Raw genomic sequence first — 25,628 nt, forward strand, 5'->3', positions numbered from 1 at the left:
AGCCTTCACGACATTGATACTCGACCTCAACATTGTGCGATTCAAGCGCGGCCAGCAGGGAAGGATGTTCATCCTGGCACAGCAGCTGCGTGCCAGAGATGCGCAGGGTAATACGGCCCATCAGAGCTGGAAATTACTCAGATCGTCGGTATCGACTTCGGCATCGATTTGCCCGACCAGATAAGAGCTGACTTCCACTTCTTGCGGTGCAACCTGCACGTTATCGGACACCAGCCAGGTGTTGATCCACGGAATGGGGTTCGAACGCGTCTGGAACGGCAGGTCAAGCCCTACGGCCTGCATACGAATGTTAGTGATGTACTCGACGTACTGGCACAGAATATCTTTGTTCAGACCGATCATTGAACCGTCGCGGAACAGGTAATCAGCCCACTCTTTTTCCTGCACTGCGGCCTGTACGAACAGGTCGTAGCAATCCTGTTTACACTCTTCGGCAATCTCTGCCATTTCCGGATCGTCTACGCCGCTGCGCAACAGGTTCAGCATATGCTGGGTCCCGGTCAGGTGCAGGGCTTCGTCACGGGCGATCAGGCGAATGATTTTCGCGTTGCCTTCCATCAGTTCGCGCTCGGCAAAAGCAAAAGAGCAGGCGAAGCTGACGTAGAAGCGGATCGCTTCCAGTGCGTTAACGCTCATCAGGCACAGATACAGTTTCTTCTTCAGCTCGCGCAGGTTCACGACAACCGTCTTACCATTGACCGTGTGCGTACCTTCGCCCAGCAGATGCCAGTAGCTGGTCATCTCGATTAACTCGTCGTAGTAGCTGGAGATGCCTTCTGCACGCTTCTGAATCTGCTCATTGGTGACGATATCGTCAAATACCACCGCCGGATCGTTAACAATGTTACGGATGATATGGGTGTAAGAGCGTGAGTGAATGGTTTCGGAGAAGGCCCACGTTTCCACCCAGGTTTCCAGCTCAGGGATCGAGATCAGCGGCAACAACGCCACGTTCGGGCTGCGCCCCTGAATGGAGTCCAGTAAGGTCTGGTACTTCAGGTTGCTGATAAAAATGTGTTTTTCATGTTCTGGCAGCGCCTGAAAGTCAATGCGGTCACGAGAAACATCGACCTCTTCCGGACGCCAGAAGAAAGAGAGCTGCTTTTCGATCAGTTTTTCGAAGATGTCATATTTTTGCTGATCATAGCGCGCGACGTTCACCGGCTGGCCGAAGAACATCGGTTCCAGTAGCTGGTCATTTTTCGTCTGTGAAAAAGTGGTGTATGCCATTGATGTGAATCCTTTGTGGGATGAGCGCCGGATGGCGGTGCAAGCACCTTATCCGGCCTACAAACCGTGCAATCGTAGGCCGGGTAAGCGTAGCGCCACCCGGCATTATTCATCAGATCTTACATGCGCCGCTTTCGCAGCCATCGTCCTGGATAGACGGCACCATATCGTCCTGAGTATCTTCAGCACCGTCGCGGGTGTTCTGATAATACAGCGTTTTGACACCAAATTTGTAGGCGGTGAGCAGGTCTTTCAGCAATTGCTGCATCGGCACTTTCCCTGACGGGAAGCGGGACGGATCGTAGTTGGTATTGGCTGAAATCGATTGATCGATAAACTTCTGCATCACGCCAACCAGTTGCAGGTAGCCGTCGTTATTGGGCATTTCCCACAGCAGTTCATAGGCATTTTTCAGGTGTTCGTAATCCGGTACTACCTGACGCAGGATGCCATCTTTCGAGGCTTTGATACTCACGTGACCGCGCGGTGGCTCAATGCCGTTGGTGGCGTTGGAAATCTGCGAAGAGGTCTCAGACGGCATCAGAGCAGAGAGTGTGGAGTTACGCAGACCGTGAGTCTTGATCGATTCACGCAACGCTTCCCAGTCGTGGTGCAGCGGTTCGTTGACGATGGCATCCAAATCTTTCTTGTAGGTATCGATCGGCAGAATACCTTTGGCATAGGTGGTTTCGTTAAACCACGGGCACGCGCCTTGCTCTTTAGCCAGCTCATTCGAGGCTTTCAGCAGGTAATACTGAATGGCTTCAAAGGTTTTGTGGGTCAGGTTATTGGCGCTGCCGTCAGAGTAACGTTTACCGTTCTTCGCCAGCCAGTAAGCGTAGTTGATCACGCCAATACCCAGCGTACGGCGACCCATGGCACCGCGTTTAGCTGCCGGGATCGGATAATCCTGATAATCCAGCAGCGCATCCAGTGCACGTACCGCCAGCACGGCCAGCTCTTCCAGTTCGTCGAGGCTGTTGATAGCGCCGAGGTTAAAGGCAGACAGCGTACACAGGGCAATTTCACCGTTTTCGTCGTTAACGTCGGTCAGCGGTTTGGTCGGCAGCGCGATTTCCAGGCACAGGTTGGACTGGCGCACTGGTGCGATAGCAGGATCAAACGGGCTGTGGGTGTTGCAGTGGTCAACGTTCTGAATGTAGATACGACCGGTAGAGGCGCGTTCCTGCATCATCAGCGAGAACAGCTCAACCGCTTTTACGCGTTGTTTACGAATGCTGTCATCGTTTTCGTATTGGGTGTACAGGCGCTCGAATTCGTCCTGATCGGCGAAGAACGCGTCGTACAAGCCCGGAACGTCAGACGGGCTGAACAGGGTGATGTCGCCGCCTTTCAGCAGGCGAGTGTACATCAACTTGTTGATCTGTACGCCGTAGTCCATGTGACGTACGCGGTTGCCCTCGACGCCACGGTTGTTTTTCAGTACCAGCAGGCTTTCAACTTCCAGATGCCACATCGGGTAGAACAGCGTGGCCGCACCGCCGCGTACGCCGCCCTGAGAGCAGGATTTCACCGCAGTCTGGAAGTGTTTATAGAACGGGATACAGCCGGTGTGGAACGCTTCACCGCCGCGAATCGGGCTACCCAGCGCACGAATGCGTCCAGCGTTGATGCCGATACCAGCGCGCTGGGAAACGTATTTCACGATGGCGCTGGAGGTCGCGTTAATGGAGTCCAGGCTGTCGCCGCACTCGATCAGCACGCAAGAGCTGAACTGACGGGTTGGGGTACGCACGCCAGACATGATTGGCGTTGGCAGCGAAATTTTAAACGTCGAAACGGCGTCGTAGAAACGCTTAACGTATTCCAGACGGGTTTCACGCGGGTAGTTCGAGAACAGGCAAGCTGCTACCAGAATATAGAGGAACTGAGCGCTTTCGTAAATTTCACCGGTGACGCGGTTTTGTACCAGATATTTGCCTTCTAACTGCTTCACGGCAGCATAGGAGAAGGTCATATCGCGGTCATGTTCGATGAACGAGTCCATCTGCTTGAACTCTTCTTCCGTGTAGTCTTCCAGCAGATGATTGTCGTATTTGCCCATCTCAACCATTTTAACAACATGGTCATACAGTTTTGGCGGTTCGAACTCACCGTAGGCTTTCTTGCGCAGGTGGAAAATCGCCAGACGAGCGGCCAGATATTGATAATCCGGTGCATCGCGGGAGATCAGATCGGCGGCGGCTTTGATAATCGTTTCGTGAATATCGGAAGTCTTGATGCCGTCATAAAACTGAATGTGGGAGCGAAGCTCGACCTGAGAAATCGATACGTTATTCAGTCCTTCTGCCGCCCAATCCAGAACTCGGTGGATTTTGTCGAGATTGATGCGCTCTGTACTACCATCACGCTTTGTCACCAGCAGACTCTGATTCATGTGGTTTTTTACCTGTCCGTGAAAGAAAAAAATATCCCCCGTATTATCCACAGTGCCATGTTGTGACTAAGTCTGTGGATAAATACTATATGTAGGGGTTGTTTGATAAGATAGACGCTATATGGTGAGTATTCTAGTAGGGATTCTTTTCAGTACAAGAGTTGATTTTGGCGTTAAATTGAGGTTGCAAAAGGGTAATAATCGCTAAGTGCGCGTCTTATAAGGCCTGGCGAGGATGTCAATAATTGAGAAAAAAAATAGAAAATTTGATCGAGTGCTGATTTCTTCATCGAAGAGCGATTACGTTATATGATCTGGCACAGAGTTTGTACGCCTGATAAGCGAAACGTCATCAGGCGTGCAGATAAGTTACTCGGCTTTCGCGGTGGTGTGCACCATATAGTTCACGTCCACGCCTGGACCCAGCTTAAAGGTGTTGGTGATAGGGTTGTAGTGCAGGCCGGTCATGTGGCGCTCTTTTAACACTGTCTGATCAACCCACTGTAACAATTCCGCAGGCTTAATAAATTTTTTCACATCATGCGTGCCTTTGGGCACCATGCGCAGAATGTACTCCGCGCCAACCACAGCCATCAGCCACGACTTGCCGTTGCGATTGAGCGTGGAGAAAAACACCTCGCCGCCTGGTTTCACCAACTGCGCGCAGGCTCTGACCACCGACTGCGGATCCGGTACGTGTTCCAGCATTTCCATGCAGGTCACTACGTCATACTGGTGTGCATGTTTTTCGGCGTGTTGTTCTACAGTTTCTTGTACGTATTCCACCTGAATGCCACTTTCCAGCGCATGCAGTTTTGCCACCTGTAGCGGTTCAAAACCCATATCCAGGCCGGTGACTGTTGCGCCTTCGCGCGCCATGCTTTCAGCCAGAATGCCGCCTCCGCAGCCGACGTCGAGCACTTTTTTACCAAACAGCCCGCCTGAGCGCTCGGTGATATAACCCAGACGCAGCGGGTTAATGCGGTGCAGAGGCTTAAATTCACCTTCAAGATCCCACCAGCGCGACGCGACTGCTTCAAATTTGGCAATTTCTTCATGGTCAACGTTCTGAGTCACCGGGGCTTTTTCGGCATTCATTGGGGCTTCTACTCCTTAATTAGCAATACAAACGAGTATATCAGCCTGGCAGGATGAATAAAGCCTCTCTCAGGGGGAATCCATTTACCTGAATCTGCACGGATGTGTTATAATTTGCGACCTTTGAATCCGGGATACAGTAGAGGGATAGCGGTTAGATGAGCGACCTTGCGAGAGAAATTACACCGGTCAACATTGAGGAAGAGCTGAAGAGCTCGTATCTGGATTATGCGATGTCGGTCATTGTTGGCCGTGCGCTGCCGGACGTCCGAGATGGCCTGAAGCCGGTTCACCGTCGCGTACTTTACGCCATGAACGTATTGGGCAACGACTGGAATAAAGCCTATAAAAAATCTGCCCGTGTCGTTGGTGACGTAATCGGTAAATACCACCCTCATGGTGATACCGCCGTTTACGACACCATTGTTCGTATGGCGCAGCCATTCTCCCTGCGTTACATGCTGGTGGATGGTCAGGGTAACTTTGGTTCTGTCGATGGCGACTCCGCCGCAGCGATGCGTTATACGGAAATCCGTATGTCGAAAATCGCCCACGAGCTGATGGCTGACCTGGAAAAAGAAACGGTTGATTTCGTCGATAACTATGACGGCACCGAACGCATTCCGGACGTCATGCCGACCAAAATTCCTAACCTGCTGGTGAACGGTTCGTCCGGTATCGCGGTAGGTATGGCGACCAACATTCCGCCGCACAACCTGACAGAAGTGATTAACGGCTGTCTGGCCTACATTGACGATGAAGACATCAGCATTGAAGGGCTGATGGAACACATCCCAGGCCCGGACTTCCCGACCGCCGCGATCATCAACGGTCGTCGTGGTATTGAAGAAGCCTATCGTACTGGTCGCGGTAAAGTGTACATTCGCGCCCGCGCGGAAGTTGAAGCTGACGCGAAAACCGGTCGTGAAACCATCATCGTGCACGAAATTCCGTATCAGGTGAACAAAGCCCGCCTGATTGAGAAAATTGCCGAGTTGGTAAAAGACAAACGCGTTGAAGGCATCAGCGCGCTGCGTGACGAGTCTGATAAAGACGGTATGCGCATCGTGATTGAAGTCAAACGTGACGCGGTCGGGGAAGTGGTTCTCAACAACCTTTACTCCCAGACCCAGCTGCAGGTTTCCTTCGGTATTAACATGGTTGCGCTGCACCATGGTCAGCCGAAGATCATGAACCTGAAAGATATTATCGCTGCGTTTGTGCGTCACCGTCGTGAAGTGGTTACTCGCCGTACTATTTTTGAACTGCGTAAAGCCCGCGATCGTGCCCACATCCTTGAAGCGTTAGCGATTGCACTGGCCAACATCGATCCGATCATTGAACTGATCCGTCGTGCGCCGACCCCGGCTGAAGCGAAAGCCGGACTGGTTGCCCGTTCGTGGGAGCTGGGTAACGTATCGGCGATGCTGGAACGTGCCGGTGATAACGCTGCCCGTCCTGAATGGCTGGAACCTGAGTTTGGCGTGCGTGACGGTCAGTACTACCTGACTGAACAGCAAGCCCAGGCGATTTTGGATCTGCGCTTGCAGAAACTGACCGGCCTTGAGCATGAAAAACTGCTCGACGAATACAAAGAGCTGCTGGAGCAGATCGCTGAATTGCTGCACATTTTGGGCAGCGCCGATCGCCTGATGGAAGTGATCCGTGAAGAGATGGAGCTGGTTCGCGAGCAGTTCGGTGATGAGCGTCGCACCGAAATCACCGCCAACAGCGCTGACATCAACATCGAAGATCTGATCACCCAGGAAGATGTTGTCGTGACCTTGTCTCACCAGGGTTACGTTAAATATCAGCCGTTAACCGATTACGAAGCACAGCGTCGTGGCGGTAAGGGTAAATCAGCAGCACGAATTAAAGAAGAAGACTTCATCGACCGCCTGCTGGTGGCCAACACCCACGACACGATCCTGTGCTTCTCCAGCCGTGGTCGTCTGTACTGGATGAAGGTCTATCAGCTGCCGGAAGCGAGCCGTGGTGCGCGTGGACGTCCAATCGTCAACCTGCTGCCGCTGGAAGCCAACGAACGTATCACCGCGATTCTGCCGGTACGCGAGTACGAAGAGGGCGTGAACGTCTTTATGGCAACCGCTAGCGGTACCGTGAAGAAAACGGCGCTGACCGAGTTCAGCCGTCCACGTTCAGCCGGTATTATTGCGGTTAACCTGAATGAAGGCGACGAACTGATTGGCGTGGATCTGACCTCCGGGTCTGACGAAGCGATGCTGTTCTCTGCCGCGGGTAAAGTGGTGCGCTTCAAAGAAGACGCCGTTCGTGCGATGGGTCGTACTGCGACCGGCGTACGTGGTATCAAACTGGCGGGCGAAGACAAAGTCGTTTCTCTGATTATTCCACGTGGCGAAGGCGCTATCCTGACCGTGACGCAAAACGGTTATGGTAAGCGTACTGCGGCAGAAGAGTATCCGACCAAGTCGCGTGCGACGCAGGGCGTTATCTCCATCAAAGTCACCGAACGCAACGGTTCCGTTGTTGGCGCGGTGCAGGTGACCGATAGCGACCAGATCATGATGATCACCGATGCTGGTACGCTGGTGCGTACTCGCGTGTCGGAAATCAGCGTGGTTGGGCGTAACACCCAGGGCGTTATCCTCATCCGCACGGCGGATGATGAAAACGTGGTGGGTCTGCAGCGTGTAGCTGAACCGGTTGATGACGAAGAACTGGATTCTATCGACGGAAGTGCTGCGGAAGGGGACGATGATATCGCGCCTGAAGCAGAAAGCGATGACGATGCGGCGGATGACGCAGAAGAGTAATTAAGTCGTAATGAGAAGGGCCGGAGAAATCCGGCCCTTTTTTTAGTTCATCCTTTCCACAATCATTGCAATCCCCTGACCGCCGCCGATGCACAGCGTAGCCAGTCCGAGAGTTTTATCCCGCGCTTGTAGCGCGTGAAGCAACGTGACCAGAATACGCGCCCCGCTGGCGCCGATAGGGTGCCCAAGCGCGATTGCTCCGCCGTTGACATTCACCTTTTGTGCATCAAATCCCAGCGTTTTCCCTACTGCCAGAAACTGTGCGGCAAACGCCTCATTGGCTTCAATCAGGTCGATATCAGACAATTGAAGCCCGCTCAGTTGCAGCACTTTTTGCGTTGCCGGAACCGGCCCCATGCCCATGATGGCGGGTGCGACGCCGCCGCCGGCATAGGCTTTGATGCGCGCCAGCGGCTTCAGCCCAGCAGCCAGCGCCGCCGCTTCTTCCATGATTACCAGCGCGGCGGCACCGTCGTTGATCCCCGAAGCGTTACCGGCCGTGACGGTGCCCGCTTTGTCGAAGGCCGGACGTAATGCGGCAAGGCCTTCCGCCGTAGAGTCGGCTTTGGGGAATTCATCACGATCAAACATGATCGCTTTTTTCCGCGATACCACACTCACCGGGACGATCTCTGCCTCAAATGCGCCTGACTCTATTGCCGATACCGCTTTACGCTGCGACATCAGCGCCAGTTCATCCTGCATCTCCCGACTAATGCCATACTCCTTGGCAACGTTTTCAGCGGTGATCCCCATATGGTAGCCATGCTCGGCGCAGATCAGACCGTCGCGCAGGATTACATCTGACAATTGTCCGTCCCCGAGGCGATATCCCCAGCGGGCTTTGGCGTCTAACAAATACGGTGCCTGGCTCATGTTTTCCATGCCGCCGGCGACAATTGCCTGAGCTTGTCCGGCCTGGATTGCCTGAGCGGCAAGCGCCACGCTTTTGAGGCCCGAGCCGCACACTTTGTTGAGGGTAAAACCGCATACGGTGTCGGCGAGACCGCTTTTTAACAGCGCCTGGCGTGCAGGGTTCTGTCCTAAACCAGACTGCAGCACGTTGCCCATGATCACCTCGTCAACCCGGAGTGGGTCAAGGCGGGCGCGCTCTAGCGCGGCTTTAATCACGGTTGCTCCGAGTTCGACGGCGCCGGTGGTGGCCAGTGAACCATTAAAGTTACCGATTGCGGTACGCGCCGCACTGACGATGACACAATTTTTCATTTTTCTGTTCCCTTAAATAAGTGGTTGCCGTCAGAACAAGGTCAATCCAATGACGAAAATGACGCCGGAGAAAAGCAGGGCGGTGATGCAGTAGCCCATAATGTCGCGCACGCCCAGCCCGGCGATAGCCAGCGCAGGTAATGCCCAGAACGGTTGCGCCATGTTCATCCACTGCTCGCCGTAGGCGATGGCCATCACCGATTTACCCAGGTCGGCACCAAGCGCCTGCGCGGCAGGCAACACGAACGGTCCCTGAATAACCCAGTGTCCGCCACCTGATGGCACGGCAAAGTTAATCAGCGCGGAGCTGAAGAAAGTCATTAATGGGAAGGTGTCTTTGTTGGCGACGTCGATGAAGAATTCGGTAATCAGCCCGCCGAGACCGGAATGCTCCATCATTAGTTGGATCCCGGCGTAGAAGGGGAACTGTACCAGGATCCCCGCGGTGCTGCGGGCGGCGGCGCTGACGGCACGCATATAGGCCATTGGCGTTTTGTGCAGCAGCAGACCGGCAATCATAAACATCAGGTTGACGGTGTTGATGGTGAGGTTGAAACCCTTGTCGGCGAAATACAGTGCCAGGTAAGCAATCCCCAGTCCGCCAATGATCAGCGTCAGAATACGGCTCTCTTCCAGACGTTCGGACGGCGGTGCGTCTGGCGGGAGTTTCTTCTGGAAATCATCTTCTTCCAGCAATAATTTTGGATCGATGCTTACCACATCAGACGGTTTCGGCGTCATCATGCGTGTGATGAACGGCATGACCACAATGAGCGCCAGAGTGATGAAAATATTGAAATCGGTAAACAGGGTGTCGCTGACCGGAATTAACCCGGCAACGTGCTCGACCGGGTTGCCCGGCGTTGCTGCCAGCAACGGCATTGAACCGGAAAAGCCGCCACCCCAGGTCAGAAAGCCGATGTAGGCGCAGGCAATCAGCAGCGGGTAGTCAGAGCCGGGTACCCGACGGGCGACTTCACGAGCAAACATCGCTCCCACCACCAGACCAAAGCCCCAGTTGATGACGCTGGCGACCGCGGCAAAGAATGTCACCAGCATAACGCCCTGTGTGGGGGTTTTAGCGGCTGAAGCGGCGGTGCGCAGCAGACTTTTAACCGGACCGGAGCTGGCCAGCGCGTGGCCGGTGACGATGATCAGCGCCATCTGCATACCAAATGCCAGCAGATTCCAGAAGCCGTCTCCCCAGAACTTGACCATGCTGATCGGTGTTTGCGGCGTCAACCACAGCGCAATGGCGAACGTTATCAGCGTCAGCAGCATGGCGAAGATCAGCGGATCGGGCAGCCAGCGGCTGACGAAACGCGTCATAAAGCGTGACATACGGCCAATCATACGTCACCTCGCAGGATGACCAGGTCGGTGGCGACAGCAAATTGTGCGTCGGTTTTCTCACGCAGGGCGGTGATATCGCAGCCTTCCGCGATTTCTGTCAGCCACATTTTACCGTCGATGAAACGGAAAACGGCGAGTTCGGTGACCAGCATATGTACCGCGTGCTGGGCCGTCAGTGGCATGGTGCAATGGCGGAGAATTTTAGCCGCGCCATCTTTCGCACAATGTTCCATGGCGATAATGACTTTACGCGCGCCGGTGACCAGATCCATTGCGCCGCCCATACCGGGCACCATCTTACCGGGAACCACCCAGTTGGCGAGGTTAGCCTGTTCATCAACCTGCAACCCACCGAGGACACAGGCATCAACATGGCCGCCGCGAATTAACGCGAATGACATGGCGCTATCAAACATTGCGGCACCGGGCAAAATACCACACGGTTGCCCACCGGCGTTGACCAGATCGGGATGGGCGGTGGTGACCGGACCCAACCCGAGAAAACCGTTCTCGGACTGCAAGGTAATGTGAATATCGGCTGGCAGGTAGTTGGCGACCATCGTCGGCAGACCTATACCTAAATTCACCACGTCGCCGTCGCGAAGTTCTTGCGCCACGCGGCGCGCAATACGTTGTTTAGCATCCATAATCAGGCCTCCAGAGGGCAAATGATGTGGTCGATAACGGCGCCGGGGGTGATTATCTGGTCAGGGAGAAGCTCACCTATTTCGACCATTTCATCCGGCTCCACCAGCGTGAGGTCGGCGGCAAGGGCGATCAGTGGGTTGAAATTGCGCGCGCTGAGTTGATAGGTGAGGTTGCCAAGCATGTCTGCGCGGTGCGCACGAATCAGCGCCAGGTCTGCACGCAACGGGCGTTCAAGCAGCCAGGTTTTGCCATCAAGCGTCAGGGTCTGCTTGCCGTCTTCGACAATGGTGCCGACGCCGGTAGGCGTCAGAAAGCCGCCAAGCCCGGCGCCGCCGCAGCGGATTTGCTCTATCAGGGTACCTTGCGGCACCAGTTGAACCTCCATTTCACCGGCAATCATGCGTCGACCGGTTTCAGGATTGGTGCCAATGTGCGAAGCAATCACTTTGCTCACACGGCCATTGACGATCAGCGGCCCGATCCCGGTATCGACAAAGGCGGTATCGTTAGCGATAAGTGTCAGGTCTCTGACGCCGGACTCAAGTAAAGCTTCAACCAAACGGGGTGGGGTACCTACGCCCATAAAGCCCCCGACCATGATGGTCATGCCGTCGCGAAAGAAATGTGTAGCGTCTTGTAAGGTAAGAAGTTTTGTTTTCATTCTATTTCCCTGTTGCCTGGTCCATTTTGGGTACATCAGGGAATTGCAAGCGGGATGCCAGAATGGTGAAATAGAAAGGAATATCGTTAATTCATTGAATTTGTAGGGTTATTTGTTCTCAGGCTATGTGATAGTGATGGGGGGGCTATGCAGAGTTTTGCGCAGTGTGCAAAATTCTGCATAGCAACTTTCTGTCTCAAACCCCTGTCGGGTCGATGTCATATTCTTGAAGTTTATACATCAGGGCGCGTCGGCTGATACCCAGCATCAGCGCCGTGCGGGTGCGGTTTCCGTCCTGTTGTTCAAGAACCTCCACGATGATCCGTTTTTCCTCGCGTTTAATTTCTTCTTTCAGGCTACGTTCCCCCGTTTGAGTGGGTTTTACTTCGGTTATTGCGCTGACGGGTGAACGGAACTGGTCGGGAAGATCGTCGGCAAAAATCACCGCGCCGGTGTTCATTACCACCGCGCGTTCAATCACATTGGAGAGTTCACGGATATTGCCCGGCCACGACCAGGCACTGAGGATCGACATTGCTGTTGGGTCGATATCGATGATATCGCGCTGATTCTCAGAACTGAATTTTTGTAAAAAATGGTTGGCCAGCAGGGCGATATCCTCCCGCCGCTCACGTAACGGTGGCAGCTGAAGGTGGATGACATTCAAACGATAAAACAGATCTTCGCGGAAAGTGCCTGCTTTCACCATTGTTTGCAGGCTACGGTTGGTGGCGGCGATAATGCGGATATCGACGCGAATGGTTTGATGCCCGCCGATGCGTTCAAATTCTCTTTCCTGCAAAATGCGCAGCAGCTTCGCCTGCAGACCTGGTGGCATTTCGCCAATTTCATCAAGGAAAAGCGTACCCTGATGGGCGCGTTCGAATAAACCCTGGCGTAGCGTTTGCGCCCCGGTAAACGCCCCCTTTTCATGACCGAACAGCTCGCTTTCCAGTAACGATTCCGGCAGGGCGGCGCAGTTGATTTTGATAAAAGGACCGTTTGCGCGTCGGCTGTTGTAGTGGATCGCCCGGGCGATCAGCTCTTTTCCGGTGCCGCTCTCACCGCTTACCAACACGCTGGCCTGCGAGAGGGCGATTTTCGCCGTATCTTTACAGATATCCTGCATTAGCGGGCTGTTGGTCAGGATATGCCCCCATTGCCAGCTGGTGCTTAGCGCTTTATGCAGGTTGCGGATCTCCTGCTTCATCGCCTGTAGCTGCAACGCGCGCTGGATAACCAGGTTAAGCTCATCCAGATCGAAAGGTTTGATCACGTAATCAAATGCGCCGCTGCGTAAGGCTTCTACCGCTGTTTCGACTTCAGCATAAGCAGTCATCAAAATGACGGGGATACGCGGTTGCTGAGTACGCATGACTTTCAGTGCCTCAATACCGTCCATGACCGGCATGCGAATGTCCATCAACACTACGTCAGGCTGCTTTTCGTTAAACAGCGCCAGGCCAGCCTTACCGTCGCAGGCGCTGTGCGTCTCATGTCCTTGCAGAGAAAACGCGGTAGTCAGCATACGGCAAACATTGGCTTCATCATCAACGATGAGAATACGGTAGGTGGTTTTCATTCTGACGGGGTTTCCTGCGGATGAGTCGGTAAAATAAGGGTGAAGGTTGCACCGCAGCCTGGCATGCTGGCGACGCGAATATCGCCCTGATGGGCGTTAATAATCCGCTGGCTGAGGGCCAGACCAAGCCCTGTTCCCGAGGCTTTGGTGGTGAAGAACGGATCAAATATTTTTTTCTGCAGCGCAATATCGATGCCGCAGCCGTTATCCTCGATGGTCACCGCCTGTTGTGACGCCGCGTATTGCCAGGTACGGATCTTAATGTCACCGCGTGCGCTGATGGCTTGTACCGCGTTGATTAAAATGTTGAGGATCACCTGCTTAAGTAACTCGCGATCGGCAACGATCGCCGGCAGGTTGGGGTGTAACTCCGTGGTAAAATTAATGCGCGCCTGAATACCAGCGGTTTGAACCAGGATCAGCGTTTCTGCAATCAGCGTATTGAGCTGTACCTGCTGCCATTTGCTGCGTCGCGGACGAGAAAAATCCAACAGTTGCTGAATGACCCTGTTGATTGAGTCAATCTCGTTCAGCACCACGGATAAATATTCCTGATGCTCCGGCAAGGTCGTTTGTTGGCGGATAATCTGCACATAACCACGGATTGCCGTCAGCGGATTTCTCACTTCATGAGCCACTCCGGCCATCAGTTCGCCGAGGGTGGCAAGCCGTTCAGTTTGTGCCAGTCGCCGCTGGGTCTCTTTACGGGCGGTTAAATCGGAGAAGAAAACCAATGCGCCGATCAGTTCACCGTGTGCATTATGGATCCGGCTGGAAGTGACGCTTATCTCAATGACACGGTCGCGTCCGGGAAAGCTGACTTCCTGAGCGACATGTTCGGTACCATGTTCCAGCGTATCCAGCACCGGGCTGGAAAATGGGGTGTTGGAAAAAATCCTGGCATAAGGTTGCCCGACTAACTCATGCAACGTGTAACCGGTAATTTGTTCCGCTGCGGGGTTCATCGTGGTGACATCACCCTGCCTGTCGATAGCAATCACCCCGTCGGCGGCGTTTTCAATAATCAGATCGTTAAGGGTTTTGGTTTCCAGCAGCGTTTGCGCCAGCGCATTGACGCTGCGGCTAATTTGCCCCAGTTCGCCGGGCAATTCTGGCAGTCGGGTTGGCGTCTTTTGTCCCAGCGTTAACAGACCTTCGGTGATGATGTCGATATTGGCGCTGAGACGGCGGGAGAACAGCACGATCAGCAGCAGGCTGATGAGCAGTCCTGCCGCCAGCACGGCGACGATTCTGACGTCCATTTTTCTCGCTTGCTGGCGAATATCTTCCGTCAGTTCGTTGGCCCAGATATAGCCAATAACCTCACCATGACGTTTGATCGGTAGCATTGAATTAAGGATGTCGCCGCGCACCTGTTGGCCTGAGACGACGATGGCCGACTGGGTGCTCATCACGTCACGTCCTGGGTGGTCAGGTGAGATAGTGAGTCCCACATTGCCCTGATAAAGCGCAGAAGGGGAGTAGGTGATCACGGCATCGAGGGCTTTGTGGTAGTAGCCCGCGCCCACGCCGGGAAACGCCTGTGTGATGCGCTCGGTGATGGGACCCAGCGCCTGATTAAGCGCACGAATGCGCGCGTCACGCGGCAAATTTGCATAGTCGCTAAAACGATCGCCCAAGGCATCGTTTAGCAGGGCTAACACCGATGACAGTTTTTTCTCTTTTTCAGATAAGACTGCTGAACGGCCTTCGGTTTCTACGATATAACCAATGGATATCGTCGGTACTGTCACCATCAGAATGGCCATCATGATCATTTGGTTGCGTAAACGTCGCGGGGTTAAACGACGCGTCAGCCATTTCAGGTCGGGCATTCTGACATCCGTACAAGGTATTTAAGTCAAACGACGATTATCAGGGGTTAAGATAATGTTTTCTCAGCGGTGTATCATATTCCCGTAAAGAGAGGGCATTGCGACGCCGGGCATTTACCGCTACCTTAACCACACTTATTCATACCCTGAGGCGGAGCTTCGCCCCTTTGAAATACCTTGCTTCTGTTCATGCAACCCTAAAAGTCTCACGCTACCTGTTCAGAGCGCTGGCGCTGCTGGTCTGGCTTCTGATTGCTTTTGCGAGTGTGTTCTACATTGTGAATGCGCTGCATCAGCGAGAATCGGAGATCCGTCAGGAGTTTACGCTTAGCTCCGATCAGGCGCAGCGCTACATTCAGCGCACGTCTGATGTGATCAAAGAGCTGAAATATATTGCAGAGAACCGCTTAACGGCGGAAAACGGCGTGATGTCGTTGCGGGCGCGGGATGACAAAACCGTTGTGCCTAATTTTGAGCCGTTGTTTGCTGATTCCGACTGTGCGGTGATGGGCAACGCCTGGCGTGGTTCACTGGAATCGCTGGCGTGGTTTATGCGCTACTGGCGCGACAATTTCTCCGCCGCCTATGACTTAAACCGCGTGTTTCTGATCGGCAGCGATAACCTGTGTATGGCCAACTTTGGTCTGCGTGATATGCCCGTTGAACGCGATGAGGCGTTGAAAGCGTTGCATGAACGCATCGTTAAGTACCGCAATGCGCCGCAGGACGAAAACGGCAATAACCTGTTCTGGATAAGCCAGGGGCCGCGTCCGGGCGTGGGCTATTTTTATGCGCTGACGCCGGTGTATCTGGCTAATCGCCTGCAGGCGCTGCTTGGCGTTGAGCAGCCGATTCGTATGGAAAACTTCTTCACGCCGGGTAATCTGCCGATGGGCGTGACTATCCTTGATGAAAATGGTCACGCGCTGATTTCGCTGGCTGGCCCTGAGGGGACGATCAAAGCTGAACCGCGTTGGATGCAGGAGCGTTCCTGGTTTGGTTATACGCCGGGTTTTCGCGAGCTGGTGCTGAAGAAAAATCTGCCGCCATCATCGCTCAGTATTGTGTATTCCGTCCCGGTCGATCTGGTGCTGGAACGTATTCGCATGTTGATCCTCAACGCTATTCTGTTGAATGTGCTGGTGGGTGCGGCGTTGTTTATGCTGGCACGTATGTATGAGCGACGTATTTTTATCCCTGCGGAAAGCGATGCCCAGCGTCTGGAAGAACATGAACAGTTTAACCGTAAAATTGTTGCCTCTGCGCCAGTCGGTATTTGTATTCTGCGCACTATCGACGGTATTAACATCCTGAGTAACGAGTTGGCGCATACCTATCTGAATATGTTGACCCACGAGGACAGGCAGCGGCTAACACAGATCATCTGCGGTCAGCAGGTTAATTTCGTTGATGTGCTCACCAGCAATAATACCAATCTGCAAATCAGCTTTGTGCATTCGCGCTATCGCAATGAAAACGTGGCGATTTGCGTACTGGTTGATGTTAGCGCACGTGTCAAAATGGAAGAGTCGCTGCAGGAGATGGCGCAGGCAGCGGAGCAGGCTAGCCAGTCTAAATCGATGTTCCTCGCCACGGTCAGCCATGAGCTGCGTACGCCGCTGTACGGCATTATCGGCAACCTGGATTTGCTGCAAACCAAAGAGTTGCCGAGTGGTGTCGATCGGTTGGTCACGGCGATGAACAACTCCTCCAGCCTGCTGCTGAAAATTATCAGCGATATTCTCGACTTCTCAAAAATTGAATCTGAACAGCTTAAGATTGAGCCGCGTGAGTTTTCACCGCGCGAGGTGATGAACCACATAACGGCCAACTACCTGCCGCTGGTGGTACGTAAGCAGCTGGGATTGTACTGTTTCATCGAACCGGATGTGCCGGTGGCGTTGAATGGCGATCCCATGCGCTTGCAGCAGGTGATCTCTAATCTGTTGAGCAATGCGATTAAGTTCACCGATACCGGCTGCATTGTGCTGCATGTGCAGCGTCATGGTGATTATCTCAGTATTCGCGTACGTGATACCGGCGTGGGCATTCCGGCCAAAGAAGTCGTGCGTCTGTTCGATCCGTTCTTTCAGGTCGGCACCGGCGTTCAGCGTAATTTCCAGGGGACCGGATTGGGGCTGGCGATTTGTGAAAAACTGATCAGCATGATGGATGGTGATATAGCCGTCGATTCCGAACCCGGAATGGGCAGCCAGTTTACGGTGCGTATTCCACTGTATGGTGCGCAGTATCCACTGAAGAAAAGTGTGGAAGGGCTGACCAATACCCGCTGCTGGCTGGCGGTACGTAATGCTTCACTGTATCGCTTTATCGAAGCCAGCCTGACGCGTAACGGGATGACGGTGCTGCGCTATGAAGGTCAGCAACCCGACGCTGATGACGTGCTGATTGCCGATGATGTGCAAGAACAGGCATGGCAGGGACGCGCCGCGGTGATTTTCTGTCGCCGACATATCGGCATTCCGCAGGAGAGAGCGCCGGGTGAGTGGGTGCACAGCGTGGCCTCACCGCACGAGCTGCCTGCGCTGCTGGCGCATATATATCGCGTTGAGCTGGAGGATGAAAATCTCTCCAGCGCGCTGCCTGCCCCGGATAAAATCGGCAGTACCCACGATGACATGATGATTCTGGTGGTTGACGATCATCCGATCAACCGTCGCTTGTTGGCCGATCAGTTGGGATCGTTGGGGTATCAGTGTAAAACGGCCAATGATGGTGTAGACGCACTCAATGTGCTGAGCAAAAATCATATCGATATCGTGTTGAGCGACGTCAACATGCCGAATATGGACGGTTACCGCCTGACGCAGCGCATTCGTCAGCTGGGGCTCACATTGCCGGTGGTTGGCGTAACGGCGAACGCACTGGCAGAAGAGAAGCAGCGTTGTCTGGAGTCAGGGATGGATAGTTGCTTATCCAAGCCGGTGACGTTGGATGTGCTGAAGCAGACGCTGACGGTGTATGCGGAAAGAGTGAGAAAAACGCGGGGATAAAAAATGCCGGATGGCGGCGTTTGCCTTATCCGGCCTACGGAACATACCTCAGTGAGGTATCGTTCGTAGGCCTGATAAACATAGCGCCATCAGGCATGTTGATGGTAAAAGGAATCAGTCTTTGTCGGACGGGCTTAGCGTCACGGACGAGAGATAATTAAGCAGGGCGATATCGTTTTCAACGCCCAGTTTCATCATCGCGGACTTTTTCTGGCTACTGATGGTTTTAATGCTGCGGTTGAGCTTTTTGGCGATTTCAGTGACCAGGAAACCTTCCGCGAACAGGCGCAGAACTTCGCTCTCTTTCGGCGAAAGACGTTTGTCACCATACCCGCTGGCACTGATTTTCTCCAGCAAACGAGAAACGCTTTCTGGGGTAAATTTCTTGCCTTTTTGCAGCGCCGCCAGTGCTTTTGGCAGATCCGTTGGCGCACCCTGTTTCAGCACGATCCCTTCAATGTCGAGATCCAGCACCGCGCTGAGGATCGCCGGGTTGTTGTTCATGGTCAGGACGATGATCGACAGGCTCGGGAAATGGCGCTTGATGTATTTAATTAACGTGATCCCGTCACCGTATTTATCTCCCGGCATAGAGAGATCGGTTATCAACACATGCGCGTCTAATTTCGGCAAATTGTTGATCAGTGCAGTGGAGTCTTCAAATTCGCCGACAACGTTCACCCATTCGATTTGCTCAAGTGATTTACGAATACCGAACAGTACAATCGGATGGTCATCGGCAATAATTACGTTCATAGTGTTCATGTATTGGGCTACCTTGCTACAGCAAGCTCTTGACGTAAGTGTCAATGTCGCTGATGTACTTTTCTATACCTGGAGCATCTTTTTCTTGAATAAGATGTTCCAGCGCTTCACATAACTGCTTGCCGGGTACCAGATTAAGCATGGCAAACACGCCTTTCAGGCGATGGGCGGTTTGGGCTAACGCAGCGAAATCGCTGGTTTCCGCCTCAGTATACAACCTCTTAACATCATCCGGTACTGTGTCTACAAAGAGTGCATAGTAACCACTGGCATGAAGTTCGGCGTTTTCATCTCCGCCGAGGGGGATTTCCTGGATCTCTTCCTGCGCCAGCTGCTCTTCTATTAGCTCGAGGACAGCTTCCTGCATAGCATTGCTCATATTAAAGTTGACGCGCAGCTGACCAGGGCCAATTTTGCGTACGCCAGACTCATCATCGCTTAAAAGCAAGCCCGAGGCAGTAAGATTAGACGGATTATCAGTTAAAAAGAGATCATATTCTTGACTACTCAACCGTTCATCGGGCGTGATGCAGGTGGCTCCCCAGTTTTCTAACTGACGTAATACGATGCTACGTACCTCACTGGAGGTGACATCAACCATTACGCAGACGTCATCCAACAGGCGCTCTTCAATGTCAGCATGTTGGTCATGCAGCGGCATTTTAACATGGACGATATAACGCGTTCCAAGTTCTTCACGCGCTTTGATATTCAGGTGCCCGCCCAGTTTACGGGCCAGCTGATCGCATAGCCAAAACGTCAGCGGGTTGGCTTTGCCATAGCGATCGCCCTGCGTTTCATTGATGAACGGAAAATGTAGATTATCAATTTCATTCAACGTTACGCCTTCACCAGTATCCAGAATACGGAAGGTAAGGCGCTCTGCCTCTGATTCATCCTGGTCAACTTCGAGGGTAATTTTCCCAATTTGCGTGGTGGTTACCGCGTATTGAATCAACAGCAGCAGAATACGGCGCAGGGCGTCACGGTCGCCGCGGCGTTCATCGCTGGCGCTGAGGTTATTTTTAATCAGCAGCTGCAGGCCTTTGCGTTTAATGACCGGCAGAACGTCAGGCACCACTTCATCAATTAACGTTTGAACGGAGAACAGCGTGGACTCGCTTTTCCAGCTGTCGCTCTCGAGAATATTGGCCAACTGAATTTCATCAACCATTTGCACCAGCACATCGGCCTGATTTGCCAGTTTTTGGCTGTCAGGCGTATTGAGTGCGGCGGCATTAACGGCCAGTATTCTGGCCGGATCTTTCAGGGCACTGCCGATATTCTGCATAAATGCGGCGCGGGCCTGCTGATTTTTCTCATACAGGCGCTGGGCTTGTTTCAGTTTTTTATTCACCAGCACTTCTTTGTCCTGGTCGCGAATAATAAAGATCTGCGTACGCGGTGATATCTGGCTGCGGAACAGTCGGATTTCATACAGTTCATTATTAATGGTGGCCTGGATCACGCCCTGATGCTGCTCAGCCATGCTAGTTATGTTTTGCAAATTCAAATGCGGCAGCAGGTGGTCGGCAATTTTATTGCTGATGACCGTACGGTTAGCCTCCTGGTCGTGCACCAATAAGCCCAGCGGCAGCAGTGAAACAATCTCTTCGTTGATTGCTCGCAAAACGCGTAATTCATTATTGGCGGCAAGGTTTGGCGCTACGTCGGTCGAGCGGGCAGGGAGGTGGCGAAAGGTGGTATAGCCAAACAACGCCAGTGCCAGCAATGCGATGTTCAGCAACAGCGGCAGCAGGATATTTTGCAAGGTGTCGAGCAGCAATGAACCGAACGGGACCTGCCAGACCAGTCGCATATCCGTTGAGTTTAGCGCCGATGAAATCTCAATTTTGGCGTTATTGAAGCTGATACTGACGCTGTCAGGCGACTCTTTTTCATTACTGTGCTCGACCGTTGAGGTGGCATCAGGTTCCAGATGAAAACTGTCCAGCGGCATTCCTGGTGGGATCAGATCATTAATGGGCAGGTCAAACGCCACCACGGTGGCCAGATGTCCCGGCTGATTAAAGGTGGTACGCAGTGTGAAGTAATGGCCGTTTTGCCAGACCAGGCGGCGCAGTGAGGAGAAGCTTTCACGTTCATCCAGCGCATTGGCCTGCTGTAGCATTTCTGCGCGGCGCGAATCGACGATATTACCAATCGTCGACTCTTTAAAGCCGGAGGTCAGATCTTTCAGTGGCAACGTCGAAATCAGGATCAGGCTGTTGTCCTGGCCATTGAGATAATACATTGACCATGGGACATTCTCGGCTCCCCACAGGGTATCCAGGTAGGTTGAGATACGCTGGGTCATCTCCAGCGTTGAGCTGTCATGCGAGCCAAAAATAAGCGCTTCGGTTTTTCTGCGTGGTTTCTCAAGATAGTAGATATCTTGTTTCAAACGGGTTTCTTGTAGTCCATCCGCTGTGGCGGATTGCGGGGTGGCGGCAATATTGTCATAAATTTGCCACGTGACGTACCGCCAGGTATCTACTCGTTTATGGATGGCATGCGTGATATCGACAATCTGATAGCTCTTATCTTTTAGCCAGGTGTTGACCGCGCTCTGGACCATCACACCCATCATCACTAACAGCACAACGATCAGTAATAAGAAGAAACGGGTAATACTTCCCGGAAGTAGGGAAAATCGGGTAGAAGCCGTTGTGTCTGACTGACTCATTCGTGTTTAAGACCTGTTAGAACGATGCTTAAGATGAAGGGGCAGTATAAAGGGTAATGGATGAATTGCCATACTCTCGCAGCACTGGACGCATGGCATGTGTTTACCGCACATCTTGCTTCGTCACGGCGTGGTCAATCTGTACAGTCCACCGTGTCAGGTACAAATAGAAATTTTGAACCTAAGAAATTAGCATTAAATAACAAGAAATTATTAGATAAGCTTAGGTGTGATTAATACACAAAGAAATAGTTAATAATTGTTATAGTTTTTGGTTGGTAGCACAGGACTGTCAGTTTTGTGTAAATTAGGGTAAAAAAAAACCGAACGCAGAGCATTCGGTTGAAATAGGGGTAAACAGACATTCAAGAATGAATGACGGTAATAAATAAAGTTAATGATGATAGCAGTGCTATTTTAGTTGCGAGTGAAGATTTTGTTTTGTCATTCAGTGCTATGAGTTTTTTGAATGCAATTGATTGATTTATATCGCTATCCGTATGTTTCTTGACTATTCGTGCTTATTTTGCTCATTTTTTGATTTTTAAAAAGTTCCCTGGTATTAACATTTTGAAACATCTATGTGGATAAATGAAACACCTTTAAAGTTTTAGTATCATATTCGTGTTGGATTATTCTGTGTTTTTGCGGAGAATGAAGTTGCCGACTGGTTAATGAACGTAATCAGTATGCAGTGGCATAAAAAAAGCAATAAAGGCATATAACAGAGGGTTAATAACATGAAAGTCAAAGTACTGTCCCTCCTGGTCCCAGCTCTGCTGGTAGCAGGTACCGCGAATGCGGCTGAAATTTACAACAAAGACGGCAACAAATTAGACCTGTACGGTAAAGTCGACGGTCTGCACTATTTCTCCGATAACAAAGGTGATGATGGTGACAAGACTTATATGCGTATCGGCTTCAAAGGCGAAACTCAGGTTAACGACCAACTGACCGGTTACGGCCAGTGGGAATACCAGATTCAGGGTAACGCGGCTGAAAGTGAAAACAACTCCTGGACCCGTGTGGCGTTTGCGGGTCTGAAATTCGCTGATGCCGGTTCTTTCGACTACGGTCGTAACTACGGCGTGGTTTACGACGTAACGTCCTGGACCGACGTTCTGCCGGAATTCGGCGGTGACACTTACGGTTCTGATAACTTCATGCAGCAGCGTGGTAACGGCTTCGCGACCTACCGTAACACCGATTTCTTCGGTCTGGTTGATGGTCTGAACTTTGCCATTCAGTACCAGGGCAAAAACGGTAGCGTGAGCGGCGAAGACGAGAACGGCAGAGCGTTCACTGGCGTGACCAACAACGGTCGTGATGCACTGCGTCAGAATGGCGACGGTGTTGGCGGATCGATCACGTATGATATCGGTGAAGGCTTCGCGCTGGGTACCGCAGTCACCAGCTCCAAACGTACTGACGAGCAGAACCGTTTAAACTTCGGTACTGGCGATCGTGCTGAAACCTACACCGGTGGTCTGAAATACGACGCGAACAACGTGTACCTGGCAGCACAGTACACCCAGACCTACAACGCAACGCGTGCAGGTGATTTAGGCTGGGCTAACAAAGCGCAGAACTTCGAAGCCGTTGCACAGTACCAGTTCGACTTCGGTCTGCGTCCGTCCGTGGCTTACCTGCAGTCCAAAGGTAAAGACCTGGGTCGTGGTTATGGCGACGAAGACATCCTGAAATATGTTGATGTTGGCGCGACTTACTACTTCAACAAAAACATGTCTACCTATGTTGATTACAAAATCAACCTGCTGGATGACAACAACTTCACCCGTGATGCGGGTATCTCTACCGATGATATCGTAGCGCTGGGTCTGGTTTACCAGTTCTAATCTGCGTTCATTGTTATTAAAAGGCCCTGCGGGGCCTTTTTTAATGCCGTTATTCCGGCGTACAGGCAACCCTTTTTGGTGTACTCTTGCGTCCGTTCGCATGAGGATAATCACGTATGGATATGAATTTTTGCCGCGCAGCCCTGTTGGCTGTGACGATCTTTTTTGTCGGCTGCGATAACGCACCAAAGCCGGTTCAGACCACACCGCCTGCGGCCACCGTACTGGAAGGCAAAACGATGGGCACCTTCTGGCGGGTTAGCGTGGTGAACGTTGATGCTAAACGCGCCGAAGAACTGCGGGTCAAGATCCAGACGCAGCTTGATGCTGACGATCAGCTGCTCTCTACCTATAAAAACGATTCTGCGCTGATGCGTTTTAACTTGTCGAAAAGCCTGTCGCCCTGGCCGGTCAACGATGCCATGGCGGATATCATCACCTCGGCGCTACGTATTGGCGCGAAAACCGATGGCGCGATGGACATCACCGTCGGCCCGTTGGTTAACCTGTGGGGATTTGGTCCGGACAAGCAGCCGCTGCATATCCCCACGCAGGCACAAATTGATGCAGCAAAAGCACAAACCGGGCTGCAGCACCTGAGCGTAATCAATGACACGCGGCAGAACTATCTGCAGAAAGATCTACCGGATCTGTATGTCGATCTCTCTACCGTTGGTGAAGGTTATGCTGCCGATCATCTGGCCCGACTGATGGAGCAGGAGGGGATCGCCCGTTATCTGGTGTCCGTTGGTGGGGCGCTGAACAGCCGGGGAATGAACGCCGAGGGACGTCCGTGGCGAGTAGCGATCCAGAAACCCACCGATCGGGAAAACGCGGTGCAGGCGGTTGTAGATATTAACGGTCATGGCATCAGCACGTCCGGCAGTTATCGCAATTATTACGAACTGGACGGAAAGCGTCTGTCGCATGTTATCGATCCGCAAACCGGTCGGCCAATTGAGCATAATCTGGTCTCGGTGACGGTGATTGCGCCTACGGCACTGGAAGCCGACGGCTGGGATACCGGCCTGATGGTGCTCGGCACGGATAAAGCCAAAGAGGTGGTGCGTCGTGAAGGGCTGGCGGTTTATATGATCTTCAAAGAAGGCGAGGGGTTTAAAACCTGGATGTCGCCGCAGTTCGAAAGCTTTCTGGTCAGCGATAAAAATTAAAAAGCAAGATTGCAGGTTTTTATGCCCTGCAATGCGGACACACTGAGGCTAAGCACTATGCTTAACAAAGGAGTCCATTATGAATAATCTTCAACGCGTAACCGATGAGGACCGTTGGCAGTCTGTGTTACAGCGTGACGCGGACGCTGACGGTCAGTTTGTTTTTGCCGTACAGACCACGGGTATCTTTTGTCGACCGTCATGTCGGGCTAAACATGCGCTGCGTAAAAATGTCCGTTTCTTTGCCGATGCCGGGCAGGCGTTAGCGGCAGGATTTCGTCCCTGCAAACGCTGTCAGCCGGATAAAGCCAACGCGCAGCAGCAGCGGCTGGAGAAGATTAGCCTGGCGTGCCAGCTGTTAGAGCAGGAGTCGCCGCTCACGCTGGAGGCTTTAGCCCAGCAAGTGGCGATGAGCCCGTTTCATCTACATCGTCTGTTTAAAGCTACGACGGGCATGACGCCGAAAGCGTGGCAGCAGTCCTGGCGCGTCAGGCGTTTGCGTGACGCGCTGGCGAAAGGCGCACCGGTGACCCAGGCGATTTTGAATGCCGGCTTCCCCGACAGCAGCAGCTATTACCGTAAAGCGGATGGAGCGCTGGGCATGACGGCAAAGCAGTTTCGTCAAGGCGGCGATAAGCTGGCGATTCGCTATACCGTGGCGGACTGCGCACTGGGCCGCTGCCTGGTAGCGGAAAGTGAACGCGGTATCTGCGCAATTTTACTCGGTGACGACGATGCTACGCTGGTATCTGAGCTGCATGAACTGTTTCCTGCAGCACGTGGTGTGCCTGCGGATCTCGATTTTCAACAGCGTGTGCGCGAAGTGATCGCGGTCATTAACTCACGCAATACCCCATTGTCGCTGCCGCTGGATATTAGGGGAACCGCGTTTCAGCAGCAGGTGTGGCAGGCGCTGCGTGACATTCCCTGTGGCGAAACGGTGAGCTACCAGCAGTTGGCGAATGCCGTGGGGAAACCGAAAGCGGTGCGCGCTGTGGCGAGTGCCTGCGGAGCAAATAAGCTGGCGATTGTGATCCCGTGTCATCGGGTGATCCGCGGCGATGGCGCGCTTTCGGGTTATCGCTGGGGCGTCGCCCGCAAGGCGCAACTGCTGCACCGTGAAACCACAGGTGAGGACAGATAATGCTCGATCTCTTTGCGCAGGCAAAACCCTGGCAGGAGCCGCTGGCGTCCGGTGCGGTCATTTTGCGCCGTTTTGCGTTTGATGCCGCGCCTTCTTTATTACAGGAAATGGCGGTTGTCGTCAGACAATCGCCGTTTCGCCAG

The 25,628-nt window shown here is 52.9% G+C and carries 16 protein-coding genes and 2 pseudogenes; 6 read left to right on the forward strand and 12 right to left on the reverse strand.

What is annotated here, in order from left to right; translation table 11 throughout:
- From FDX01_RS23760 to ubiG, 4 genes and pseudogenes are all read right to left on the reverse strand, one after another.
- A pseudogene (locus tag FDX01_RS23760) lies at positions 1-121 on the reverse strand (2Fe-2S ferredoxin); the annotation flags it as partial.
- Positions 121-1,251, reverse strand: coding sequence for a class Ia ribonucleoside-diphosphate reductase subunit beta (gene nrdB, locus FDX01_RS11725; RefSeq protein WP_096756407.1), 1,131 nt, complete (start codon positions 1,249-1,251; stop codon positions 121-123). The pseudogene FDX01_RS23760 and the gene nrdB, both read right to left, overlap by 1 nt.
- A gap of 112 nt (positions 1,252-1,363) precedes the next feature.
- Positions 1,364-3,649, reverse strand: coding sequence for a class 1a ribonucleoside-diphosphate reductase subunit alpha (gene nrdA / locus FDX01_RS11730; RefSeq protein WP_096756408.1), 2,286 nt, complete (start codon positions 3,647-3,649; stop codon positions 1,364-1,366).
- A gap of 369 nt (positions 3,650-4,018) precedes the next feature.
- Positions 4,019-4,747, reverse strand: a complete 729-nt coding sequence (ubiG, locus tag FDX01_RS11735) for a bifunctional 2-polyprenyl-6-hydroxyphenol methylase/3-demethylubiquinol 3-O-methyltransferase UbiG (protein ID WP_096756409.1) — start codon at positions 4,745-4,747, stop codon at positions 4,019-4,021.
- 158 nt (positions 4,748-4,905) lie between these two features.
- Between ubiG and gyrA the strand changes: the two genes are divergently transcribed.
- The gene (gene gyrA / locus FDX01_RS11740) at positions 4,906-7,542 is read left to right on the forward strand and encodes a DNA topoisomerase (ATP-hydrolyzing) subunit A (protein ID WP_096756410.1); all 2,637 of its coding nucleotides are present in this window, start codon (positions 4,906-4,908) and stop codon (positions 7,540-7,542) included.
- A gap of 42 nt (positions 7,543-7,584) precedes the next feature.
- Here gyrA and FDX01_RS11745 read toward each other — a convergent pair whose 3' ends face one another.
- The 6 genes from FDX01_RS11745 to atoS all read right to left on the reverse strand — a co-directional run bounded on the left by FDX01_RS11745 (position 7,585) and on the right by atoS (position 14,848).
- Positions 7,585-8,769, reverse strand: coding sequence for an acetyl-CoA C-acetyltransferase (locus FDX01_RS11745; RefSeq protein ID WP_115257934.1), 1,185 nt, complete (start codon positions 8,767-8,769; stop codon positions 7,585-7,587).
- Positions 8,770-8,799: 30 nt separating this feature from the next.
- A complete protein-coding gene (locus FDX01_RS11750) occupies positions 8,800-10,122 on the reverse strand; it encodes a TIGR00366 family protein (protein ID WP_115257935.1) in 1,323 nt (440 codons plus the stop codon).
- Positions 10,119-10,769: a 3-oxoacid CoA-transferase subunit B gene (locus tag FDX01_RS11755; protein ID WP_115257936.1), complete on the reverse strand. Its 651-nt coding sequence runs from the start codon at positions 10,767-10,769 to the stop codon at positions 10,119-10,121. The genes FDX01_RS11750 and FDX01_RS11755 overlap by 4 nt, the downstream gene beginning before the upstream one ends.
- Before the next feature lie 2 nt (positions 10,770-10,771).
- Entirely contained in the window at positions 10,772-11,431 is a 660-nt protein-coding gene (gene atoD / locus FDX01_RS11760; protein WP_117343431.1) for an acetate CoA-transferase subunit alpha, read from the reverse strand.
- A gap of 196 nt (positions 11,432-11,627) precedes the next feature.
- Complete coding sequence (gene atoC / locus FDX01_RS11765; RefSeq protein ID WP_137399814.1) at positions 11,628-13,013, reverse strand: acetoacetate metabolism transcriptional regulator AtoC; 1,386 nt, start codon at positions 13,011-13,013, stop codon at positions 11,628-11,630.
- Positions 13,010-14,848: a two-component system sensor histidine kinase AtoS gene (atoS, locus tag FDX01_RS11770; protein ID WP_137399815.1), complete on the reverse strand. Its 1,839-nt coding sequence runs from the start codon at positions 14,846-14,848 to the stop codon at positions 13,010-13,012. Before atoS ends, atoC begins: the two co-directional genes overlap by 4 nt.
- Positions 14,849-15,015: 167 nt before the next feature.
- Here atoS and rcsC point away from each other — a divergent pair, with 167 nt between their 5' ends.
- Positions 15,016-17,862: a two-component system sensor histidine kinase RcsC gene (rcsC, locus tag FDX01_RS11775; protein ID WP_137399816.1), complete on the forward strand. Its 2,847-nt coding sequence runs from the start codon at positions 15,016-15,018 to the stop codon at positions 17,860-17,862.
- Positions 17,863-17,976: 114 nt separating this feature from the next.
- Here rcsC and rcsB read toward each other — a convergent pair whose 3' ends face one another.
- Both rcsB and rcsD read right to left on the reverse strand, forming a co-directional pair.
- Positions 17,977-18,627 carry a response regulator transcription factor RcsB gene (rcsB, locus tag FDX01_RS11780; RefSeq protein WP_045445418.1) on the reverse strand — a complete coding sequence of 217 codons (651 nt, stop codon included), beginning with the start codon at positions 18,625-18,627 and terminating at the stop codon, positions 17,977-17,979.
- Positions 18,628-18,643: 16 nt separating this feature from the next.
- Positions 18,644-21,313 carry a phosphotransferase RcsD gene (gene rcsD, locus FDX01_RS11785; RefSeq protein ID WP_115257941.1) on the reverse strand — a complete coding sequence of 890 codons (2,670 nt, stop codon included), beginning with the start codon at positions 21,311-21,313 and terminating at the stop codon, positions 18,644-18,646.
- A 740-nt stretch (positions 21,314-22,053) separates the two neighbouring features.
- On the opposite strand from rcsD, the gene FDX01_RS11790 reads away from it, so the two are divergent.
- The 4 genes and pseudogenes from FDX01_RS11790 to FDX01_RS23765 all read left to right on the forward strand — a co-directional run.
- Positions 22,054-23,169: a porin OmpC gene (locus FDX01_RS11790; RefSeq protein ID WP_137399817.1), complete on the forward strand. Its 1,116-nt coding sequence runs from the start codon at positions 22,054-22,056 to the stop codon at positions 23,167-23,169.
- 116 nt (positions 23,170-23,285) lie between these two features.
- Positions 23,286-24,341 (forward strand): FAD:protein FMN transferase ApbE, encoded by a 1,056-nt coding sequence (apbE, locus tag FDX01_RS11800; protein WP_117343437.1) that lies wholly within the window; start codon positions 23,286-23,288, stop codon positions 24,339-24,341.
- Positions 24,342-24,420: 79 nt separating this feature from the next.
- Positions 24,421-25,485 carry a bifunctional DNA-binding transcriptional regulator/O6-methylguanine-DNA methyltransferase Ada gene (ada, locus tag FDX01_RS11805; RefSeq protein WP_137399818.1) on the forward strand — a complete coding sequence of 355 codons (1,065 nt, stop codon included), beginning with the start codon at positions 24,421-24,423 and terminating at the stop codon, positions 25,483-25,485.
- A pseudogene (locus tag FDX01_RS23765) lies at positions 25,485-25,628 on the forward strand (DNA oxidative demethylase AlkB); the annotation flags it as partial. The gene ada and the pseudogene FDX01_RS23765, both read left to right, overlap by 1 nt.

It is taken from the genome of Citrobacter sp. wls613 (assembly GCF_005281195.1).
GTDB lineage: Bacteria > Pseudomonadota > Gammaproteobacteria > Enterobacterales > Enterobacteriaceae > Citrobacter > Citrobacter gillenii.